Genomic DNA, 22615 nt, shown 5'->3' with positions numbered 1-22615 from the left:
TATTTTTTGAAGATTAAGAGGAGGCGCGAGCATGAAACCGGGAAAAGTTCATCTGGTCGGTGCGGGTCCCGGAGATCCGAAACTGATTACGGTATATGGACTGGAATGTATCCAAAAGGCGGATGTCATTGCATATGACAGGCTTGTCAATCCAGAGTTATTAACTTATGCAAAAGAAGGTGCAGAACTGGTGTATTGCGGGAAATCACCAGGAAAGCATCATCTCATTCAAAATGAAATACATGAACTTTTAGTGGAAAAAGCCTTACAGGGGAAAGACGTCACTCGTCTGAAGGGCGGAGATCCATTTGTCTTTGGGCGGGGCGGTGAGGAAGCGGAGATACTGGCTGCTAACGGGATTGAATATGATATCGTCCCAGGAATCACAGCGGGAATCGCAGCACCGGCTTATGCGGGCATCCCGGTTACCCACCGTGATCATGCCTCAAGTTATGCCATTGTGACAGGTCATGGCCGTGATTACAAGGGGCAGGATAACCTGAATTGGCAGGCATTGGCTCAGGGCATCGATACCATCGCCTTTTATATGGGAATAGGTAATATGCCGTTTATCTGTGAAAAATTGATGGAGCATGGCAGGGACGGCAATACGCCAGTGGCTGTCATTGAATGGGGCACGACAAATAAACAAAGGACGATTACCGGTACATTGAATTCGATTTCTTTGAAGGCTATAAAAGAAGAAATTCAAAATCCATCAATCTTTCTAGTAGGGGATGTCGTCCAATTAAGGGAAAAAATCCATTGGTTTGAAAGAGTGATTGAATCAGAGTCCATTATTGAAGGGAATGAGGCGGAATGTCCATCATTCAAGAATTGAAGGAACGCCGGGCAATAAGGAATTACGAAGAAAAAGAAGTGGAAGACCAAAAAATCAGGCAGTTATTGGAGGCGGCTACCTATGCCCCTAACGACCGATTGCGTGAACCTTGGAGTTTTTATGTAATCAAGGGAGAAGCGAAGCACCGTTATGAAAGATTGGCAGAAAGGTATTTACATGAACGCTTCCCGACCAAACCAAAATTGATAGAAAGTTCACTGGAAGTTGTAAAGACGACACCGCTTATGATTGTCGTGACTTCCGATATTTTGCCTGAAGATCCAGATTCATCCGAAGACAATGTATTCGCTTCTTGTTGTGCCGTCCATTCGATGTGGCTTGCCGCAAAAGAACTTGGTCTCGGATTCGTTTGGCGCACTAGAGGAGTGGGTCTAGTCAGGGATGAACGCCTGTACGAATTTATCGGGTCACCGGAAAACAAAAAAGTGATCGGCACCATTTTTGTCGGATACCCTAAAGGCGATCAACCGGTTCCTGCCACTAAAAGGACTTCCTACATAGAAAAAACAGTATGGCTATGAAGGTAGGTGAGTGAGTGGCACGCAGAGGATTGATGCTTATTTATACAGGTAACGGGAAAGGGAAGACGACTGCCTCTTTAGGGGTGACTTTAAGGGCAATCGGCAGAGGAATGAATGTCAAATACCTTCAGTTCATAAAATCTCCAGAGCGTACATATGGGGAAGCATTGGCTTTGAAAAAATTAGGAGTTGAAATGGAACAGCTAGGCATTGGTTTTACATGGACCAAAACTCCAGAAGAACATCGCAACGCATTATCGTTAGCTTGGGAAAAGGCGAGGCTGGCCCTTAGTGATCCCGGCATTGATTTACTTGTTTTGGATGAGTTGAATAATGCATTAGCGATCTCCAAATTCCCGATTGAAGATGTCTTGCCATTGGCTGAAGTCATTGATGCAATTCGAAATCGTCCCGCTCATATGCATATAGTCATTACCGGCAGGGATGCCAGGCCGGAGCTTATGGAAATGGCCGATTTGGTTTCATCGATTGAGGCGGTCAAGCATTATTATGACGAGGGCATCGGCGCTGTCAAAGGATTAGAGTTTTAGGGGGTGAACGTAATGAAGGCACGATCCATCATGATACAAGGGACGTCATCTGATGTAGGGAAAAGTTTGATTTGTACGGCATTTTGCCGGGTATTTTCCAATAAAGGATTACGTGTCGTCCCATTCAAATCACAAAACATGGCTTTGAATTCTTATGTAACCCTGGATGGCGGTGAAATCGGACGGGCTCAGGGAGTACAGGCAGAAGCAGCACGGATCACGGCAACGACCGATATGAATCCGATATTACTTAAACCGAAGCAGGATATGGTTTCGGAAGTCATCGTGCACGGAAAGCATTTTCTTGATATGAATGCAAAAAGCTATCGGTCGCAATTTGTCCAGGAAGCCATGCCCATCATCCGTAAATCGGTCCAAAAACTTCAAGAAGACTATGACATCATTGTACTCGAAGGTGCAGGGAGTCCGGCTGAAATTAACCTTAAGGACCGGGATATCGCGAATATGCGAATGGCTAAACTCACGGATGCGGCTGTCATTTTAGTTGCCGACATTGATCGTGGTGGAGTATTTGCGTCCATCATCGGCACACTTGCTTTATTGGATCAAGAGGAACGAGATAGTGTAAAGGGAATCATCATCAATAAATTTCGGGGCATGCGTGAATTGTTGGACGATGGCATTGAATGGGTGGAAAAGGAAACCGGGATTCCGGTTCTCGGTGTGCTGCCCTATCTAGACGTCAATATTGAAGCGGAAGATTCACTTGCCCTCTCTTCCTTACGTTTTAAAAAACCTAAAAAGGCTGAGTTTCCGATCGATGTAGCCGTCTTGAGATTTCCGCGAATCTCCAATTTTACAGATGTGGATCCTTTTTTTGATGAACCCGGAGTAGGTGTCCGCCTGGTAAGCAGTGTCCGTGAGCTAGGTAATCCCGATTTGGTAATTTTGCCTGGTACAAAAAACACGATTGAAGATTTAAAGTGGTTGAATCGTATGGGGTTAGATCGGGCCATCAATGAACTGCGGAAACAAGGAACGATGATCTTTGGCATATGCGGCGGTTTTCAAATGCTGGGTACTAAACTTTTCGATCCTGATGCGGTCGAAGGTGACGGCGAGAACGCAGAAGGGCTCTCGCTTCTTCCGGTGGAAACCGTTTTTCAAGCAGAAAAGAAAACGGTACAAATGGAAGGGGTCCTTTCTGCCGGGATAATGGATGGTCAAATGAATCTTAACGGTTTCGAAATACATTTAGGCAGAACGACATTGAAGTCGCAAGTAAGGCCCTTCCTTTTATTGAAGGATGGAAGAGAGGATGGAGCCATTTCCAATGACAACAAGGTAATGGGAACATATCTTCATGGGATATTCCATAATCGCCTGTTCACTAGATTGCTAGTTAATCAGATTCGACGGAACAAGGGGTTGGAAGAAGTGAAGGAAAACGTCCAAAGCGACTCGGAGCGCAGGGAGGAAGCGTACAATCTCTTGGCTTCCCACTTGGAGGAAAACATTGATATGGATACCATCTATCAATGGCTGCAGCTGGAAACTGCAGAAAGTTAATCAAAGCTTTTTTTTCCAAAAAAGCTCCAATTAGAGCTGCGATTCCTTTTATTTAGCCATAATAAGTGACAGAGGCATACAAGATATGTTATGTTGTCTACTCTACATACTTTATACAAAATAAAAGGATGAGGTGTTCATATGAATAAAACAGAATTAGTGAGCAGTGTTGCAGCACAAGCTGAACTGACAAAAGACGACGCAAAAAAAGTAGTGGACGCATTGTTTGAAACAATCACGGCTACACTTGCTAAAGAAGAAAAAATCCAATTAGTTGGTTTTGGTACATTTGAAGTGCGTGACCGCGCTGCCCGTACAGGAAGAAACCCGCAAACTGGCGAAGAAATACAAATTGCAGCTAGTAAAGTACCGGCTTTTAAAGCAGGTAAGGAATTAAAAGACGCTGTAAAATAAATGATGAATGAAGAAAAAAACCTGGCGATGCAATGCTCGCCAGGTTTTTTCTGTATACTGTCATTACAATTAACCCGGTTCATTTTTAATGGTAAGATAAAAAAACGTTTTTCCATCTATTGGTGATCAAGATATTTTTTGAAGAGGCCATTATAAGTCTCTTTAATTGATTGTTTTAAATATTCCATTTTCTCGTTTGATCAACAATGAAATATGTCCACTCCATGAACAAAATAGGCAGTGATGGAATGTAACACAAATGAAAAAAATTATAGTACAAATTAATAAGTTTTATACTGTGACTATGTTAGGCTAAATGAATAACAAGCTTTAAAACCATTATAAAAGAGGTGAAAGATATGCTGAAGAAAATAATGAAAAAAATCAAACAACTTTCCCAAGGAAGCAGTGAGCGAAGACATGGTCATTATCGCCGAGGCAGCAGTAGCAGCAGTCGAGGGTATAAAAGGTATCCCATGAGTGGAAGTGACCGCTACAAGAGAAAGGGGCGGGGCAGCAGCAGCTAATTCAATTCCCTTTTCAATGCAGCCTGCAGGTCCATTGAGATTTCTTTAATATTTGAATAAGGTTCTTGGATGCTTAATAACCTTTTCAGTATATGCACGGTTTCTTTTTCTAACGAAAGCTCTTCTGTCCAAGGAAGAGCCTTTTTACTATTGAAAGCGTACGTCGTATAAAGTACATATAGAAGTATTTCCCCCAAATCGTAAAAATCCTGCCTTTTCATCTGCAAAATGGACTCTTTTGCAAGATCGGCCGAATTGATCATTTTAGACAAACCAAAGTCTATCAAAATGGGCTGACGGTTCTTAAGTAAAATATTTGGTATACGTAAATCTTGATGGCAAATGTCATGGTCATGTAGATAAGATACTAAACCGACCAGCTCATCCAGAAAAAATAGAGACTCTTTCTCATTGAACGTTAATTGATTCAAGAAAATATGGTCTTCCAAATTATCCCCATCTATGAAATCCATCACAAAATAAACATTTCCGTCATGTGAAAATTTCTCGTGAAATTTGGGGATGTTTTTGTGGTTTAACATTCGTAATATGATCATTTCATTTTCAAACTGTTTCAACTCTTTTTTGCTGCGGCGCTTACTTTTCCGGAGCTGCTTGATCACTATATTTTCATTCATTTTCAAATCATTGCAAAGATAAACAATACCGTAGCTTCCCGTACCGATTACAGTTTTCACCTCGTAACGGCCATTCAAAACCACGCCTTTTTTTAAAGGAATATCCACAAAAAATTGGTAGATCTTTCTTAAGGAACGCAAAATTGAAACTTCCCTCACCACTTTCATATATTCGAGTCGAAAAAGATCATTATTCATTAAGCTGGAAATATGAATGATCATGGATAGTTTAACACTGATTTTTGGTAATGCGGTAATGAAAGTCTTTTTTACGATGATTCACAAAAAGAGCTATTAAAAAAATTTCCTTAAATTTCATATTATGAAATTATATGATTTTTAAAATTATTAAGTTTACTATAATAAATTCATAATAAAAGAGTAGGAGGTGATAAGGTGGATGGGCGCGAGTTGAGAAATTGCTTTGGTAAATTCCCAACCGGAGTCACGATAGTGAGCTGGTTTGATGGGAAAGTTCAAAAGGGCATTACGGTGAATTCGTTCCCTCGGTTTCCTTGGACCCCCCGCCTGCTTTAGTATCGATTCATAAACAGCAAAAGCCTGCACTAGCGCAGTAAACAGGAAACACTTGAAATTGACTGGGATGACAAGGGGATTTTGCCAAAAATAAATGGATGTGTTGCCTGGATGGAAGCAAACCATGGATAGAGTTTGAGGATGGTAATCATGTATTGTTCGTCGGTGAGATACATTTTGAAAATTTGGAAGCGCTTACTTTTTTATCGAGGGAAAATGGGGTCTGCTAAACAACTTGTAAAATGAGGGGGATTCGGATGGGCATTAAAACTGGTGAAGAATATATTAATAGAATTAAATCCAGAAAGCCAGAAGTCTGGCTTGGTGGAAGAGTGGTTGAGGATATTTATAATGAGCCAATTTTTAAACAGCCGATACAAGAAATCGCGAAGTTGTATGACATTCAACATGACCCGGAATATCAAGATGAAATCACCCACATTTGCAAAGAAACCGGTGAACGTGTCAACAATGCTTTCTTATTCCCGAAGACATCGGAGGATCTGCAAAAAAGAAGTAAATTATTTGAAGTGTATGCAAGGATGACATATGGACTAATGGGGAGAACACCTGACTTTTTAAATGTCGTGGTCACTTCCATGGCACATAATGCCTGGTTTCTTGATAAGTACAACAAAGACTGGTCTAAGAACATCAATGATTATTATGCCTATATTCGTGACAATGATTTATTCTTGACTCATGCAATCATAAATCCTCAAAATGATCGAAGCAAGCAATCTCATGAACAAAAAGAAACATATACACACTTAGGGACTGTTGAGGAAAGAGAAGAAGGCATACTTGTACGCGGTGCAAAGATGTTAGCAACCCTTGCACCGATTACAGATGAGGTAATCATCTATTCTTTCCCGGGATTCACACCAGGGGATGAACGTCATGCGGTAGCATTTGCACTGCCGATCGATACGCCCGGACTGCGCATAATCTGCCGGGAACCAATGCAGGACGGAACACGCTCGATGTTTGACCATCCACTGGCCTCCCGCTATGAGGAAATGGATGCCCTGCTTGTATTTAATGATGTCCTGGTTCCTTGGAATCGTGTCTTCTTATACAACAATGTGGAGGCGGCAAACCGCTTGTATCCAATGACCGGAATCGCTGAACAGCCTGCTCACCAATCAGGCGTGCGTGGATATATTAAACTGGCATTTGCCGTTGAAGTCGCTTGTAAAGTGGCAGACTCTATCGGAGTCGATGGATTCCTGCATGTACAGCGTGATTTGGGTGAACTTGTTCAATCTGTCGAAGTCATCCGTTCACTGCTTCGGGTAGCGGAATATGAGTACACGATTAATGACTACGGTGAGGCCCGGCCAAATCCGGATGCATTGGAAACGATCCGCGGTTTCCTTCCGGAGATGTATCCACGTGCCATAGAGGTTATCCAGACCATTGGAGCTGGTGGGCTGTTGATGTCTCCGACAGGGGCTGACTTTGATAATCCCGAATTGCGCAGTGATATCGATAAATATTATGGAGGACGTAGCGGGGTTTCAGCGGAAGAGCGCGTTCGCGTGTTTAAACTAGCTTGGGATTTATGCGGGGAAGCGTTTGGGCAGCGCCTCCTTCAATACGAACGCTATTACACAGGTGATCCAGTTCGGAAAAGAGCCATTTTTTATAATAAATATAAGAAAAACAAGAACTTTAACATGGTTGATGAAGTGCTTAATAAACCGATGCAAGTAGCCATCGATGCGGTTAACCAGTAATTTTAATAGTTGAATGGGGAGGGGGGGCCGTCATGATTTCGTCCGTTGAGAAGCTTATAAAGATACTGGATTTATTCACTAATGAAGAACCCGCACTTGGAAATAAGGAAATAGCTGAAAAATTGAATATGAGTCCAAGCTCATCTCATCATCTGGTGAAAACCATGTGCAAGGAAGGGATGCTGATCCAAGGCAAAGATCGAAAGTATCGGCTTGGATGGAAGTTACTTGAGTGGAGCAGTAAAGTCATGTATCAGCAGGATATTCATTATGAGGCAGGTCCTATTATCAGTAATCTTGTCCTGCAATTCAAAGGTAATTCTCACATTGGTATGTTTCACGAAGGCGAAGTCAGGTTTGTGATGAAAATGTCGTCCCCTCATGCCGAGCATATGACCACATATATAGGAGCAAGAAAACCTGCTCATTGTACGAGCAGCGGGAAAGTATTACTTGCCTTTAACCCATCCTTTATTCAGCCTACGCTTGCTAAAGGGCTATTGAAGCACTCAACTAACACGATTACTTGCATCAACGAATTGAATGAAGAATTAAAGGACATCCGCAAACAAGGATTTGCGATTAGTGATGATGAAAATGATTATGGTTTATATGGCGTTGCAGCACCCATTAAATCATATAATGGCCAAGTTATTGCAGCACTTAACCTTGTCGGGGATCGAAATTATATGATTGGGAAAGAAAAAACGAGAATTATTCAGTCTGTGATACGATCGGCACAAATGATTTCAAAACAGGTTGGTTATATGTCGTTAACTTGAATTTTCCGACTATTAAGAATATTGGAGGTAGTTTATTCATGAAAGGATATGCTCAATCTTCAAAATTACAGGCTAGATCATTAAATCTACTAAAAGTTATTGAAGACAATAAAAATTTATTGAAACCGCCGGTTAATAACAAAGTGCTATGGGAAGATTCCGAATTCATAGTCATGCTTCTTGGTGGTCCGAATTATCGGCGTGATTTTCATGTAGACCCTTCTGACGAGTTGTTTTATCAGATAAAAGGCTCCTGCTATGTAGAATGCATCAACCAAAGCGGGGAGCGTGAAGTAGTGGAGGTGAAAGAGGGGGAAATGTTTATGCTGCCAGCTGATGTACCTCATTCTCCTCATCGAGTATCTGATACTTACGGCATTGTCATAGAGCGCAAGCGTGCTAAAGATGAACTTGAAGATTTTGTTTGGTTCTGCGGGAATTGTAATCATGAGATGCACAAAGTTACAATCCAATTGACGAATATTGAGGTCCAGGTGAAAGAGGCGATCGAGGCTTTCAACGGAAGTAAGGAACTTCGCACATGTAGTCAATGCGGTCATGTCATGTCAGAAAACGTTGAGGCATGGAAATGCGAATAGATTTTCATACACATATTCTTCCGTTGGACCTGCCTGATTTTACCTGTAAATTTGGTCAGGGACGCTGGCCAGTGCTAGAGCATAAATGTTCTTGCGGGGCGGATATCATGGTGAGCGGAAAGCTGTTCAGGAAAGTGACTGACCAGGTATGGGACCCAGAAAAACGTATTCAGGATATGGATGCGGAAGGAGTCGATATGCAGGTGCTCTCACCGGTGCCAGTGACATTTTCATACTGGGCGCCAATTGACCAGGCGCTTTACATGTCCCGGCTTCAGAATGATTTCATTGCCGAGACAGTGAACAGGCATCCTGACAGGTTCATCGGTCTAGGTACTGTACCGCTTCAGGATTTGAAAGTGGCAATTGGGGAAATGGAGCGCTGTAAATTCGAGCTTGGCCTGGCGGGAATCGAAATCGGTACTAACGTAAATGGAGAAAACCTGGATTCTCCTGTTTTATTGGAATTCTTCCAAATGGCTGAAAAGTGGAATGTCCCACTGTTTATACACCCATGGGAGACAATGGCAAAAGACCGAACGGAACGGCATAACCTCATGTATACAGTGGCGATGCCGAGTGAAACGGCATTGGCGGCAGCAAGCATTTTATGGAGTGGCGTCATGGAAAAGTTCCCGGATCTGAAAATCTGTTTTGCACATGGCGGGGGCTCATTTCCATATATTCTACCCCGGATCGATCAGGGATGGGAAGTATGGCCTGATTTAAGAAAAACATCCATGCCGCCAAGTTACTATGCGCAAAAGTTTTATTTCGATTCCCTGAACTATGATGCCCGGAATATTCAGTATCTGATTGATCGTTTTGGATATAAGAAAGTGCTGATGGGTTCCGACTATCCATTTTTATTGAGAGAGAAGCCCCCAGGTCAAGTAATTGATGACACTCTAAATCTATCAGATGAAGTGAAAGAAAATCTTCTAGGGAGAAATGCATTGAGGTTTTTAAATTTGGAATCACGAGGGGAGAAGCATGGAAAAACAGATAAAAGCACCAGAACAAATCCTTGAAGAACTTGGAATCATGCTTGAGCCGCCAAGGGAAGCGGTCGGCAACTACGTTAGCCGCGTCCGGGTGGGAAATTTGATTTTCACATCCGGACAAGGTGTAGATGAATATCACGGCAAGCTTGGCAAAGAGCTGACGGAAGAGGAAGGTTATCAGGCAGCGAGGCAGTCAATGATTAATCTTCTGAGGGTCCTGAAGGAAGAGCTTGGAGAACTATCCAGAGTAAAGAAGGTAATCAAAATTCTCGGAATGGTTAATTCAGCCGAAAACTTCACAGGACAGCCCAAAGTATTGAATGGCGCATCAGACCTGCTTGTGGCCGTATTTGGAGAGAGGGGCAGACATGCCCGGTCAGCGGTGGGAATGGCACAGCTTCCAAATAACACTGCAATTGAGATTGAAATGATAGTGGAAATACAAGATTGAGGCGCTTGAACCAAGCGGGTGTCTCAATAAAGGAGAGGGATGTTTCATGCAAGCAGCAAAAGATAGTATAAATACAACTAAATCAATAGATTGCCGGCACTTTATTAACGGGGAATTCCTCAATCCAGATCAATCCAGGATTTTTGACAATATCAATCCTGCAACGGAAGAAATACTTGGATGGGTTGCAGAAGGGGGAAAAGAGGAGGTGAATCAGGCTGTTTCTGCAGCAAGACAAGCGCTTAAAGGTCCTTGGAAATCTTTTACCGATAATGAACGCTCTGCGGTTCTAAGGAGAATCGGCGATCTCATTTTGGAAAAGAAAGAAGAACTGACAATGTTGGAAACCCTTGATACTGGGAAACCATATAGCCTTGCACTGGAAATGGACATTAAGCGATCAGCTCACAATTTCCACTTTTTTGCTGACTATATCACTACACTTGGTAATGAATCCTTCAATCAGAATAATATTGCACTTCATTATTCCATTAGGCGGCCTGTAGGGGTGGTAGGGATGATCAATCCTTGGAATTTACCTTTGCTATTGTTGACATGGAAATTGGCTCCATGCCTGGCAGCTGGCAATACAGCCGTTATGAAACCGGCTGAATTGACACCGATGACAGCGACAAAGTTAATGGAAATATGCAAGGAGGCGGGAGTTCCCGATGGAGTTGTCAACCTTGTCCATGGACATGGTGTAAATTCAGCTGGAGCTGCATTAAGTGAGCATCCGGACGTCGATGCGATAACATTCACTGGGGAAACAAAAACGGGAACGGCAATTATGAAAGCTGCCGCGCCCACGCTGAAAAAAATTTCTTTTGAACTGGGTGGGAAAAATCCGAATATTGTGTTTGCAGACTCGAATCTTGATGAAGTAATCGAAACGACAATGAAATCAAGTTTCATGAATCAAGGTGAAGTTTGTTTATGTGGATCACGAATCTATGTTCAGCAAGGATTGTATGACGTATTCCTTGAAAAGATGGTCGAGCGAACGAAAAAATTAAAAGTCGGGAACCCGTTTGATTCCGAAACGGAAGTAGGAGCAGTTATAGGTAAAGAACATTATAAAAAAGTGATGAGTTACATTGACCTGGCGAAAGAAGAAGGAGCGAAAATAGTAACTGGGGGAAGGAGAGCCGAACAGTTTGACAAAGGTTTTTTCATTGAGCCGACAATCATTGCCGGAGTCACGCGTGAATCCCGTTGTGTACGGGAAGAAATTTTTGGTCCTGTTGTAACGGTCATGCCTTTCGAAACGGAAGAAGAAGTACTGGATCACGCTAATGATACTCATTATGGACTGGGGGCAACGATCTGGACCAATGATTTAAGGAGAGCGCATCGTGTTGCTTCTAAAATTGAGGCGGGTATTATCTGGGTGAATACCTGGTACTTGCGTGATTTGCGCACACCTTTTGGTGGTATGAAGCACAGTGGCATCGGCCGTGAAGGCGGGTCTCATAGTTTCGAATTTTACAGTGAACTGTCTAACGTCACGATTAAATTATAAAAAAGGAGGGAAGCAACATGAACGCTAGTTTAACAGAATGGTCTTCCAGGTTTTTGAAAGCGGAAAAAACAGGAATTGGGATTTCGGCCCCCACTAGTGAAATTCCTGATTTGGACGTGGAAGATGCCTACCAAATTCAGCTAGAAACGATTCGAAGGAAAACCCAGTCCGGTCTTGAAATATCAGGTAAGAAAATAGGTTTGACTTCAAAGGCCATGCAGGAGGTTCTGGGAGTGAATGAACCAGATTACGGACATTTACTTGATGGGATGAAGATAGAAAATAATGGCTATATTCCGAGGCTGCGGTTGATCCAACCGAAAGTGGAGGCAGAAGTAGCTTTTATTTTAAAGAAAGATTTACATGGTCCCAATATTACGGTTGATGATGTAATTGAAGCCACTGATTATGTGGTTTCTTCGATCGAAGTGGTCGATAGCCGGGTGATGGACTGGAAGATTAAACTTCCGGACACTGTGGCGGATAATGCATCATCGGGTCTATATATTCTGGGAGATCGCAAAATTCACTTGAGTGAAATCGACCTTCCCTCCATTCGAATGAGCCTATATAAAAATGGGGAATTCATGAACCAAGGAACAGGTGAAGCAGTACTTGGAAATCCAGCAACGTGCGTAGCCTGGCTGGCAAATAAACTGCATCGGTTTAAAGGTTCATTGAATGCGGGAGAAGTAATTTTGTCCGGTGCATTATCCGCAGCAATTGAAGCGAAACCAGGTGACCGTTTTTCTGCTGACTTTGGAGAAAAACTTGGAAAGGTTACGGTTAATTTTGAGTGAAAGGAGCCCAGCGGACTTGAAAAAACTAAAAGTAGGCATTATAGGATCAGGGAATATCGGCACGGACCTAATGATGAAAATTCATCGGTCGGATGTACTCGAAATGTCAGTCATGATTGGTATCGACACGGAATCAGAGGGTTTGAAGAAGGCTAGGATGCACGGACATCATGTCATTGAAAATGGCATGGATGGTTTTTTGGAAAAGCCGGAGCTTGCAGACATTTTATTCGATGCCACATCTGCAAAGGCGCATGTTTTTCACTGCAAAGCGTTGAAAAAGGTGAACAAGAAGCTGATAGACTTGACGCCTGCCGCAATCGGGCCGTTTATCGTTCCTTCCGTGAATTTAAAAGAAAATTTGAATGAGACGGTCGTTAACATGATTACATGCGGAGGCCAGGCGACAATCCCCATCGTTCATGCGATCAGTCGGGTGGCCCAGGTCGAGTATGCCGAGATAATAGCGACAATTTCCAGCAGGAGTGCCGGTCCGGGAACTCGTGCCAATATTGATGAATTCACCCAAACGACGGCTAGGGCCTTGGAGCAGGTGGGTGGAGCGAAAAAAGGAAAAGCCATCATTTTGCTAAATCCGGCCGAACCGCCACTCATCATGAGGGATACCATTCATTGCCTGCTTGAATCGGACTCCTTTGATGTGGAAGAAATAACAACGTCCATAAATAAGATGGCGGAAAAAGTCTCTGAATATGTTCCAGGATATCGCCTGAAGACCGAGCCGATATTTGATGGGAAACAAATAACAGTCCTTCTGGAAGTGAAAGGGTTAGGGGATTTTCTTCCCGTATATGCAGGTAATTTGGATATAATGACGGCTTCAGCTGTAAAAGTAGGGGAAGAAATTGCTAAAAGCCAATTCGAACAATTTGTTTGAAAAAGGTAATCGGAACTGTAAAGGTGGGGTTCATTTGCGTAAAGATGTATTGGTGACTGAAGTTGCATTGCGGGATGGGAGCCATGTAGTGGCACATCAATTCACCATCGATCAAGTAAAGAACATGACCGGGAAACTTAGTGCTGCTGGTATCCCTTATATTGAAGTGTCGCATGGAGATGGTCTGGGCGGATCATCTTTACAATATGGTTTTTCAAAAGTGAATGATATTGAATTGGTGGAAGCCGCTGTTGAAGCTGCAGGGCAATCCGTTATTTCAGTACTTTTAATCCCTGGAATAGGGACAATCGCACATTTAAGGGAAGCTGCTCATGTTGGGGCGAAAATGGCACGTATTGCAACCCACGTAACGGAAGCGGATGTTTCAAAGCAACATCTGGAAGCTGCGAAACATCTCGGTATGAAAGCCATCGGATTTTTAATGATGTCTCACATGGCATCACCGGAAAAACTTCTTGAACAAGCCATGTTAATGGAATCCTATGGAGCGGATGCTGTATATGTTGTTGATTCCGCAGGATCTTTTTTGCCCCAAGATGTGAAGACGAGGATCCGGTTATTAAGATCAAAGCTGAATATCGATATCGGTTTCCATGCCCACAATAACTTATCGCTGGCTGTGGCAAATTCGCTTATGGCTATTGAAGAAGGTGCGAATAGAATCGATGGCAGCATCCGCTGTCTCGGCGCAGGTGCTGGTAATACCCAGACGGAGGTGCTTGTTGCCGTTCTGGATCGGATGGGTATCCGTACCGAAATTGACTTATATAAAATGCTCGATCTATCGGAGGAAGTTGGAAACGCAATCATGTCCAAGCCCCAGGAAATAACGGACTCGAGTTTAATCATGGGTTATAGCGGCGTATACTCCAGCTTTTTATTGCATGCAAATAAAGCCGCGAAAAAGTATGGAGTGGATGCCCGGGATATATTGATGGAGCTTGGTCGACAAAAAGTGGTTGGCGGTCAGGAAGATACCATAATTGAAGTTGCTGAGCAAATGAAGTTTCAGAAAGAAGGGACTTTAAGATGAAACTAGATCAACTAGCAAAACGGGTAGCCGAATCGCAAAAAAGCGGACATGAAATGGATAAGCTGACATTATCCAATCCTGAACTAACAGTAAATCAAGCATATGAAATTCAGAAGTTGAGCATAAATGAGACGATCAATGGTGATAACAGATTCATCGGGTGGAAGATGGGCTTGACGAGTAAAGCCAAACAACAGCAAGTGGGAGTGAAGGAAGCGATCTATGGCAGGTTGACATCTGCCATGGAACTAACTAAACCGGTATTAAAAGTTGGGGAACTCATTCATCCGAGAGTGGAACCTGAATTTGCTTTTTTGTTCAAGGACGAACTGAAAGGTGCAAATATAACGGCGAAAGATGTCTGGCGGGCTGTAGAATGTGTATTTCTTGCGATGGAAGTTATTGACAGTCGTTATAAAAACTTTTCTTTTACACTTACCGATGTAGTGGCGGATAACGCATCCTCAGCCAAAATCCTGCTTAGCAATCAAGCTTATTCTCCGTACCACACGGACTGGGCTCAAGCAGAAGTTACGCTTTATCAAAATGGTGAAATGCAAAAGAGGGGTCTTGGAGAAGCTGTACTCGATCATCCGATTCACTCGATTGTGGAACTTGTAAAAATGATTAGCCGTGAAGGACTTTCCATTAACGCTGGAATGATTGTATTGGTAGGCGGAATTACAGATGCCATTTCCATACAGGCAAACGATGAAATAATAGCGGATTACGGTGAACTAGGGAAACTGACATTACATGTTATATCGTGAAATATGGCAAAGGGGAGGGTATTGATTGCGTGAAGTTAATGCTTCGGAAGTGGTAGGTAATAGTAGATTTGGCCGTTTTCATTTAATGGTCTTTATGTGGTGTTTGTTCGCAATTACCTTCGATGGATTTGATATAGCCATGTATGGAGTAGGTTTACCTTTAATGATGGAGGAATGGGAGTTGACGCCCGTCGAAGCTGGTGGAATAGCAAGTTATTCATTGTTCGGAATGATGGTGGGAGCCCTCATTTTTGCCCCCCTGGCGGATAAACTGGGGAGAAAAAAAGTGCTTGCCATTTGTATATGTTTATTCAGTGTTTTTACATTACTATCAAGTTTTGCGCCGAATCCCGCCTTTTTCTCGTTCATGCGATTTATAGCAGCCTTGGGAATGGGAGGATTGATGCCAAATGTCATATCCTTAATGGCGGAATACTCACCCAAAAAGAACAAGGTGCTCATTGTAACCACTATGTACTGTGGTTATTCCATCGGAAGTATACTTGCTTCTTTAATTGGAATGTATGTAATGGAGCAAATGAGTTGGAGGGTTTTATATTGGATAGGGGCTCTCCCCTTACTGGCACTGCCATTCTTCATGAAGCAATTTCCTGAATCGCTTTCCTATTATGTTATTCGAAAAAAAGGAGCGAAGCTTGCTGGAATTCTGAATCGCATCGACCCTGACGGCGACTATAAAGAGTCGGACGATTATGAGTTTGCCAAAGTCCAAGAAAGGGCAAAAGGCTTTCCAGTCAAGAAACTCTTTGAAAATAAGCGTACTCTCAGCACATTTGCTTTTTGGGTAGCTGCCTTTAATTGTTTACTTATGGTATACGGACTCAATACATGGTTACCCAAAATCATGCAGCAGTCCGGATATGGCCTTTCATCGAGTTTATCTTTCAATCTTATATCGGGAATAGGACAAATTGGCGGTTCGATAATTGGAGGGTACTTAGTTGGGAAAATAGGCCATAGAAGAGTACTTGTTTCCCTCTGTGCAATAGGCACGGTCTGTTTTGTGATATTGGGATTAACCTCAAATGTACTGGCATTATATATTCTGATCGCTTTTGGAGGGGCCTGTACAGTTGGCACGATGAATTTAGCCAATACGTATATATCCGAGTATTATCCGCGGGAAATAAGGACCACCGGGATAGGTTGGGCCTTGGCTTTTGGTAGAATTGGAGCGATAGTGGCCCCTACATTAATAGGATTATTACTGGCTGCAAACTATTCGCCACAAAATGCATTCATGGCCTTCACAATCCCGAGCATAATGGCTGCCCTGGCGTTGCTCGTTGTGAAAGAGAGGTATGGCAGCTATGATATACCGCAGATTGAGGAAAATATAAAACTAAAAGCAACATCGAATGTATAATATTGTTTTTTAGTAGATGACCTAAATGTCAGCGGACAGTCATGCAACTGTTCCCTGACATTTAGGTCATTTTTTAGAAAATATAAGAATTCACAGTAAAACCGCAAACGACCTCCATTGTATAGTATTTGATTGGAAAGTTATGTATAGTTAGAATTATATTGAAATTGAATATTCTGAAAAATGAGGAGTGGTGTTATGAGTTTAACAATCACTGATTTGTTTATCGGCCAGGTTGCTAGAATGCAACGTACATTTAATGAATCTGACGTAAAATTATGTAATGAACTAACAAAAGATTACAGTCCGATTTATCAAGTGAATAAAGAAGCTTGGAAAAGTAATTTCAGTAAGCCGGTTGTACCTGGTTTGTTGACGGAAGGCCTTATCACTCAAGTGATCAGTGAAAAACTCCCTGGTAGTGCATGTATACTTTTACAGAAGGAATTGGTCTTTTATCATCCAGTACATATAGGCGATATGATTTCAGCGGAACTGGAGGTCATTGATATTAATTTGCATAGAGATTGGGTTACGCAAAAGGTGACTTGCTTTAATCAGGCAGGCATTGAAGTCATTAAGGGGCAAGTTGTAATTTTTGTTTTAAGTAATCAAGGTATTAGGTGATGTGAATGGAAAATGTTAAAAACATCATAAGGAATTGGGGATCGATTGAAGTTGATGAAAATGGAAGGATTATAGGCGCAACTGCTGATTTTTATGAATATTTCAAGATTATGCCGACTGATTTAATAGGAAAGTACATTACGAGAGTCATTCACACTTCTTCCACCTTTTCTTTGAAAGGTCTTGCCCACAAACATGTGTTTTCTGGTGTGATCAGCGGACAGTCTTGTTTCATAAGGGTATTTCGACGAGAAGCTGATACCGTTTATACCATAATCATCCGCCAAGACGAACTGGAATACAGTGATTTAGTGTATTTTGCCAACTCATTGGAAAAGAATAAAGCCAAGAAAAATTCCCGGGTTCAAAGTCGATATAGCTTCGAAGAGATTGTTGGAAAGAGTAAGGCGATTGAGAGGGTAAAAGAGCTGGCCGCCAGAATAGCAACTAGCAGTTCAACAGTACTGCTTACAGGGGAAACGGGAACGGGAAAGGAACTTTTTGCCCAAGCGATCCATGGTTTGAGTACAAGAAAAGCACAGCCTTTTGTCCCGGTAAATTGTGCCGCGATACCAGATGAATTATTTGAATCGGAGATATTTGGTTATGAAGCTGGCGCTTTTAGCGGGGCGAAGAAAGAAGGTAAGCCTGGAAAAATAGAATTAGCCCAAAATGGTACGTTGTTTTTAGATGAGATTTCTGAATTGCCTTATCAGGCTCAAGGAAAGCTATTACGAGTTTTACAGGAAAGGGAGGTGGAAAGACTGGGCGGGACAGGGACTAAAAATGTTGATATACGTATAATCGCGGCGACGAACAGAGATTTAAGAACCCTTATTCAAGAAGGGAAATTCCGCCAAGATTTATATTATCGACTTTTTGTTTTTGAATTGAAAATTCCTTCTCTAAGGGAACGGCACGAAGATATTCTTCCTTTGGCATATCATTTCATCGAGTATTTCAATAACAAATTAGGATTCACTGTGAAAGAAATGGATCCTAAACTTCAAGATTGGCTTATCCAATATGAATGGCCTGGTAACATCCGTGAAATCAAAGCGATAATCGAACGCGGAATGAATATCGTGGATGGAGGGACACTAACTCTGGATTCTTTATCTTTTACACCTGATTTCATATCGGGGGTTTCCTCTTCCATGGATAATTCTATATCCGGTACGTTGGATGAAGTTGTAGGGAATGCTGAAAAATCAGCCATTCAGCAAGCATTAAAAGATTCGGAAGGTGATCGTTCTTTAGCAGCTCAAAAGCTGAAAATTCATGTTGCTAGTTTATATAGGAAAATTGCCAAATACAAATTGAAATAGCCGTATCATCCAATGAAATGTAATCAGGGTAACCATTTAGGCACACTTATAAAGTGTGTATTTTTTTGTGAAGTTTCGCAAATTTGATTTGCAGAAATGAGAAAAAATGCAAACTTGCGAATGATTTTGGAAACCATGGCAAAATTTGCAGCGGATTCAATTTGGCACACAACTTGCAATAATAGTTTGTCATGTAAGAGGTTTCATGTTTCATAGAATGTTCAAAATATGGGCGTTAGATAAATTAGTAATTAATCAAGGGGGTAATGATGTGCTGAATTTTTCTTTTACGGAAGAGCAAGATTATTTTCGTAGAATATTGAAAGAATTTGCGAAGGAAGAGTTGCTTCCACATTATACAAAATGGGATCGCGAAGAGATTACTCCAAAACATTTGTGGAAAAAGCTAGGGGAACTTGGCGTGAATGGTCTTCGGATTCCAGTGGAATATGGCGGAAGCGGTGCGGATTGTGTGACAACGGGGATAGCTGCTGAGGAGATAGGTCGTGGAGATTTCAATCTTACTTACGCGGTGATGCTGAATGCATTAATCGGTGAAATTATCAATAATCATGCTAGCGAGGAACTGAAAAAGGAGTGGCTTCCCAAAATTTCAAGTGGTGAAAAAATTGTTGGCATAGCCATTACGGAGCCATCCGCCGGTACGGATGCGGGCGGAATTAAAACAACGGCTGTACATAAAGGGAATAAGTATGTGCTTAATGGAGAAAAGTCTGGAATTAGTGTGGCTACTTGTGGAGATGCCTTTGTTTTATTTGCAAAGACCGAACCTGAATGGGGAAATCGAGGGATAAGCGCTTTCATGGTACCTGCCGATATTCCGGGTGTTGAATGTAGAGGGTACACGGACATGGGGAATATCCCCATTGGAAGAGGTTCGATATATTTAACCGATGTCGAGGTTCCAAAAGAGTATATGATCGGTCTTCAAAACAAAGGGTTTTCCCAAGTGATGAATGGATTCGATTTAAGTCGGCTGTTAATAGGGCTGCAATGTGTGGGCACCGCTTCACAAAGTATCGATGAAACCATCGAATATGTGAAAATCAGGCATTCATTTGGTAAACCGCTGGCGACATATCAAGGGGTCTCCTTCCCCATTGTGACCCACTATACCCAATTAGAATTGGTGAAGTGGCAAGCCTACCGAGGACTTTGGCTGCGTGACCAAGGGCTGAATCATAGTAAAGAATCGGCTTCCGTTAAGTGGCTAGGTCCTAAATATAGTGTAGAAGCTATCCATGAATGTTTACTGTTGAATGGTCATTATGCTTATACGAAGGAAATGCCTCTAGAGCAACGCTTGCGTGATGTGATTGGGTTGGAAATTGGTGATGGCACTGCACAGGCCAATATGATGGTCATTGCAAAGGACATTATAGGAAAGGAGTTCCGTTCTCATTAATCCAATGCATTAGTATTTTTACATTCAGTTGAAACGGAATCTATTACGAAGAAACTGAAATTATTCACAGTCGTATTGGGTACCGATAAACCTAATTAACGGTGAATTGATGTAATACAAGGCAAAACATCCTTAATAGACGAAGATTAATGAAGGGAATGAAAACGATGGAATTAACAGATGTAATCTATGAAAAAAAAGATGGAATTGCAAAGATAACAATGAACAGACCCAAAGTTTATAATGCTTTTCGTGCCAGAACCATTCAGGAATTAATTTGGGCTTTCCGGGACGCCTGGGATGATAATCGTGTCGGTATAGTGATTTTAACAGGAGCAGGTGAGAAGGCATTTTGTGTAGGTGGCGATCAAAAAGAAAAGGGAGAAGAAGGGGGGTATGATCATTCGGGTGGTCTAGGAGGTGGAATGGGACTGGAAATCGAAACGCTGCACCAAACGATCCGGAACATTCCTAAGCCTGTCATTGCAGCGGTTAATGGGTTTGCCATCGGAGGCGGGCATGTCCTTCATGTCATTTGTGACCTAACAATTGCATCTGACACGGCAAAATTTGGCCAGAGCGGGCCAAAGGTCGGTAGTTATGATGCAGGGTTTGGTTCAGCTTATTTAGCACGAATTGTCGGAGAAAAAAAAGCAAGGGAAATCTGGTATTTATGTGAACAATATTCTGCACAAGAAGCAAAGGAAATGGGACTTGTGAACAAAATCGTTGCCTCGGAACAACTGCACGATGCAGCAGAAGAATGGGCAAGAAAGATCCTTGATAAGAGTCCTACGGCGCTAAAAATGCTCAAATATTCCTTTAATGCAGATAGTGCCAACATTCAAGGGATTTCACAACTATCGATGGGCAGTTTAGCGATGTTTTACAATACTAAAGAATCGGAAGAAGGAAAAAACGCCTTCTTAGAAAAGAGGCCTGTAGATTTTAAAAAATTCAGAATATGATGAGGGGGATGAAAACTGGTGAAATTGGAGACGATTTTGACTCAGGAATATGTGGCAGAATTTCAAGGCGTTTGGCCAAACCGAACCATCTTGGATTATTTGAATGATGCTATAGTAAAGCATCCAGATAAGGTGGCGATTATCGATAAAAAAAGTAGTTTTACTTACAAGCAGCTTGGTAAGTTGGTCGATCGAATCGCTTTGGGCCTTTTGCATATAGGATTGGGTAAGGGGGATGTTGTCTCTTTTCAACTGCCTAACTGGAATGAATTTATAATTTTGCACTATGCTGTTACGAGGATCGGTGCCATTAGCAATCCATTGATACCGATTTATCGAGATAGGGAAATTGGCTATATGGTCAGGATGGCAGAATCTAAGATGATTGTTGTACCAGAGTATTTCCGTGGGTTTTATTACCCTGACATGATTGAAAGACTAAGCCAACAATGGCCGTCAATGAAACATATTTATGTGATTGGTGACAGTGCACCTAATGGGATGAAACTGTTCTCCTCCTTATTTGAGGAACCTTGGGAAGAACGGATGGATTCATCCATTTTGGATGAAATCACACATGACCCCAATGATGTGACTGAAATTATCTTTACCTCGGGAACCACAGGGAGTCCAAAAGGAGTTATGCATACACATAATACTCTTTGTATATCAACGAATTATTGGATTGACCGTTTACATTTAACATCCGATGATGTTCTTTTCATGGCGTCTACATTCGCCCATCAAACAGGTTTTGGTTATGGAGTTAGGCTCCCTACTCATATTGGAGGTACGGGAGTCTATCAAGACATTTGGAATCCGAGGGAATTTATTGAATGGGTCGAGAGGGAAAAGATAACGTTTACGGCAGGAGCTACTCCTTTTCTGCAAGATACGGTTCAAATGGAGGGGGTAGAAAGGTTTGACCTTAATTCGCTACGAGTCTTCGTGGCTTTAGGTGCTCCGATTCCCAGGCATTTAGTAAAGGAAGCCATGGAAAAAATACCGTTCAAGATTTTGTCAGGATGGGGGCAAACAGAAGATGGCTTGGTAACCTTGACAAGACTTGAAGATCCAGTAGAAAAACTGACGAATACTGACGGAATTCCGTTTCCGGGAATGGAGCTAAAGGTCGTCGATTTTGAAGGAGAGGTCTGCGCCCCGAATATAGAAGGCTCTTTATTAGTAAGGGGGCCAGCTCTTTTTGTCGGCTATTTTAAACGAATCGATGATACTTTAGCTGAGTATAGGGACGGATGGTTCATTACCGGTGATCGAGCATTCATTGATGAAGACGGGTATATTCGAATATCTGGAAGAAACAAAGACATAATCATACGGGGCGGTGAAAATATTCCAGTCGCTTATGTAGAAAATGTATTGTATGAACACCCGGATATTTCCAGCGCTCAGGTTATTGCAGTTCCAGATTCCCGTCTTCAGGAAAAAGCATGTGCATGTATCAGCATGAAAACGGGGAAGAGTCCGATCACGATGGAGTCCATGCAGGAATTTCTCTCGGAAAAGGGTTTGGCCAAACAATATTGGCCTGAATTTCTAGAAATAATGGATGATTTTCCCCGTACGGCAAGCGGGAAAATTCAGAAATTCCGGCTCCGGGAAATGATAAATGAAAAGATAATCGACAATATATAAGCAGCTTAACTATATCCATATTTA

General features: G+C 42.1%; 23 protein-coding genes. 22 read left to right on the top strand and 1 reads right to left on the bottom strand.

Annotated features, from left to right (window positions below):
- The first annotated feature begins 31 nt into the window (after positions 1 to 31).
- From cobA to ACQKNS_RS01540, 6 genes are all read left to right on the top strand, one after another.
- On the top strand, positions 32 to 841 hold the full coding sequence (gene cobA, locus ACQKNS_RS01565) for a uroporphyrinogen-III C-methyltransferase (RefSeq protein WP_427640866.1): 810 nt from the start codon (positions 32 to 34) through the stop codon (positions 839 to 841).
- On the top strand, positions 820 to 1383 hold the full coding sequence (locus tag ACQKNS_RS01560; protein ID WP_427640865.1) for a nitroreductase family protein: 564 nt from the start codon (positions 820 to 822) through the stop codon (positions 1381 to 1383). The genes cobA and ACQKNS_RS01560 overlap by 22 nt, the downstream gene beginning before the upstream one ends.
- Positions 1384 to 1397: 14 nt before the next feature.
- Positions 1398 to 1934 carry a cob(I)yrinic acid a,c-diamide adenosyltransferase gene (locus tag ACQKNS_RS01555; RefSeq protein ID WP_427640864.1) on the top strand — a complete coding sequence of 179 codons (537 nt, stop codon included), beginning with the start codon at positions 1398 to 1400 and terminating at the stop codon, positions 1932 to 1934.
- A 12-nt stretch (positions 1935 to 1946) separates the two neighbouring features.
- Positions 1947 to 3464 (top strand): cobyric acid synthase, encoded by a 1518-nt coding sequence (locus ACQKNS_RS01550; protein ID WP_427640863.1) that lies wholly within the window; start codon positions 1947 to 1949, stop codon positions 3462 to 3464.
- 141 nt (positions 3465 to 3605) lie between these two features.
- Positions 3606 to 3878 carry an HU family DNA-binding protein gene (locus tag ACQKNS_RS01545; RefSeq protein WP_427640862.1) on the top strand — a complete coding sequence of 91 codons (273 nt, stop codon included), beginning with the start codon at positions 3606 to 3608 and terminating at the stop codon, positions 3876 to 3878.
- A gap of 359 nt (positions 3879 to 4237) precedes the next feature.
- Positions 4238 to 4405 carry a hypothetical protein gene (locus tag ACQKNS_RS01540; protein ID WP_153246085.1) on the top strand — a complete coding sequence of 56 codons (168 nt, stop codon included), beginning with the start codon at positions 4238 to 4240 and terminating at the stop codon, positions 4403 to 4405.
- Here the strand turns inward: ACQKNS_RS01540 and ACQKNS_RS01535 are convergent.
- Entirely contained in the window at positions 4402 to 5184 is a 783-nt protein-coding gene (locus ACQKNS_RS01535) for a protein kinase domain-containing protein (protein WP_427640861.1), read from the bottom strand. The two genes, ACQKNS_RS01540 and ACQKNS_RS01535, sit on opposite strands and share 4 nt — an antisense overlap.
- 653 nt (positions 5185 to 5837) lie before the next feature.
- Here ACQKNS_RS01535 and ACQKNS_RS01530 point away from each other — a divergent pair.
- From ACQKNS_RS01530 to ACQKNS_RS01455, 16 genes are all read left to right on the top strand, one after another.
- Positions 5838 to 7319: a 4-hydroxyphenylacetate 3-hydroxylase family protein gene (locus ACQKNS_RS01530; protein WP_427640860.1), complete on the top strand. Its 1482-nt coding sequence runs from the start codon at positions 5838 to 5840 to the stop codon at positions 7317 to 7319.
- A 32-nt stretch (positions 7320 to 7351) separates the two neighbouring features.
- The gene (locus ACQKNS_RS01525) at positions 7352 to 8101 is read left to right on the top strand and encodes an IclR family transcriptional regulator (protein WP_427640859.1); all 750 of its coding nucleotides are present in this window, start codon (positions 7352 to 7354) and stop codon (positions 8099 to 8101) included.
- A gap of 38 nt (positions 8102 to 8139) precedes the next feature.
- Positions 8140 to 8700 carry a 3-hydroxyanthranilate 3,4-dioxygenase gene (locus ACQKNS_RS01520; protein WP_427640858.1) on the top strand — a complete coding sequence of 187 codons (561 nt, stop codon included), beginning with the start codon at positions 8140 to 8142 and terminating at the stop codon, positions 8698 to 8700.
- Complete coding sequence (locus ACQKNS_RS01515) at positions 8685 to 9731, top strand: amidohydrolase family protein (protein ID WP_427640857.1); 1047 nt, start codon at positions 8685 to 8687, stop codon at positions 9729 to 9731. The genes ACQKNS_RS01520 and ACQKNS_RS01515 overlap by 16 nt, the downstream gene beginning before the upstream one ends.
- Complete coding sequence (locus ACQKNS_RS01510; protein WP_427640856.1) at positions 9694 to 10155, top strand: RidA family protein; 462 nt, start codon at positions 9694 to 9696, stop codon at positions 10153 to 10155. The genes ACQKNS_RS01515 and ACQKNS_RS01510 overlap by 38 nt, the downstream gene beginning before the upstream one ends.
- A 46-nt stretch (positions 10156 to 10201) precedes the next feature.
- Positions 10202 to 11677: an aldehyde dehydrogenase gene (locus ACQKNS_RS01505; protein WP_427640855.1), complete on the top strand. Its 1476-nt coding sequence runs from the start codon at positions 10202 to 10204 to the stop codon at positions 11675 to 11677.
- A 17-nt stretch (positions 11678 to 11694) separates the two neighbouring features.
- Positions 11695 to 12477: a 2-keto-4-pentenoate hydratase gene (locus ACQKNS_RS01500; protein WP_427640854.1), complete on the top strand. Its 783-nt coding sequence runs from the start codon at positions 11695 to 11697 to the stop codon at positions 12475 to 12477.
- 16 nt (positions 12478 to 12493) lie between these two features.
- A complete protein-coding gene (locus ACQKNS_RS01495) occupies positions 12494 to 13375 on the top strand; it encodes an acetaldehyde dehydrogenase (acetylating) (protein WP_427640853.1) in 882 nt (293 codons plus the stop codon).
- 34 nt (positions 13376 to 13409) lie between these two features.
- Positions 13410 to 14429 carry a 4-hydroxy-2-oxovalerate aldolase gene (gene dmpG / locus ACQKNS_RS01490; protein WP_427640852.1) on the top strand — a complete coding sequence of 340 codons (1020 nt, stop codon included), beginning with the start codon at positions 13410 to 13412 and terminating at the stop codon, positions 14427 to 14429.
- A complete protein-coding gene (locus tag ACQKNS_RS01485; RefSeq protein WP_427640851.1) occupies positions 14426 to 15199 on the top strand; it encodes a 2-keto-4-pentenoate hydratase in 774 nt (257 codons plus the stop codon). Before dmpG ends, ACQKNS_RS01485 begins: the two co-directional genes overlap by 4 nt.
- Positions 15200 to 15224: 25 nt before the next feature.
- Complete coding sequence (locus ACQKNS_RS01480; protein WP_427640850.1) at positions 15225 to 16586, top strand: MFS transporter; 1362 nt, start codon at positions 15225 to 15227, stop codon at positions 16584 to 16586.
- A 198-nt stretch (positions 16587 to 16784) separates the two neighbouring features.
- Positions 16785 to 17213, top strand: a complete 429-nt coding sequence (locus tag ACQKNS_RS01475; RefSeq protein WP_427640849.1) for a MaoC/PaaZ C-terminal domain-containing protein — start codon at positions 16785 to 16787, stop codon at positions 17211 to 17213.
- A gap of 5 nt (positions 17214 to 17218) precedes the next feature.
- Positions 17219 to 18541: a sigma-54 interaction domain-containing protein gene (locus ACQKNS_RS01470; protein ID WP_427640848.1), complete on the top strand. Its 1323-nt coding sequence runs from the start codon at positions 17219 to 17221 to the stop codon at positions 18539 to 18541.
- A gap of 271 nt (positions 18542 to 18812) precedes the next feature.
- Positions 18813 to 19967, top strand: a complete 1155-nt coding sequence (locus ACQKNS_RS01465) for an acyl-CoA dehydrogenase family protein (RefSeq protein WP_427640847.1) — start codon at positions 18813 to 18815, stop codon at positions 19965 to 19967.
- Between the two features lie 167 nt (positions 19968 to 20134).
- A complete protein-coding gene (menB, locus tag ACQKNS_RS01460; protein WP_427640846.1) occupies positions 20135 to 20935 on the top strand; it encodes a 1,4-dihydroxy-2-naphthoyl-CoA synthase in 801 nt (266 codons plus the stop codon).
- An 18-nt stretch (positions 20936 to 20953) separates the two neighbouring features.
- The gene (locus ACQKNS_RS01455; protein ID WP_427640845.1) at positions 20954 to 22591 is read left to right on the top strand and encodes an AMP-binding protein; all 1638 of its coding nucleotides are present in this window, start codon (positions 20954 to 20956) and stop codon (positions 22589 to 22591) included.
- The last annotated feature ends 24 nt before the right edge of the window (positions 22592 to 22615 follow it).

It is taken from the genome of Peribacillus sp. NPDC094092, from assembly GCF_050279365.1.
Lineage (GTDB): Bacteria > Bacillota > Bacilli > Bacillales > DSM-1321 > Peribacillus.
Note: the sequence above shows the minus strand (reverse complement) of the source record. Positions and strands in the feature narration are given on the sequence as shown.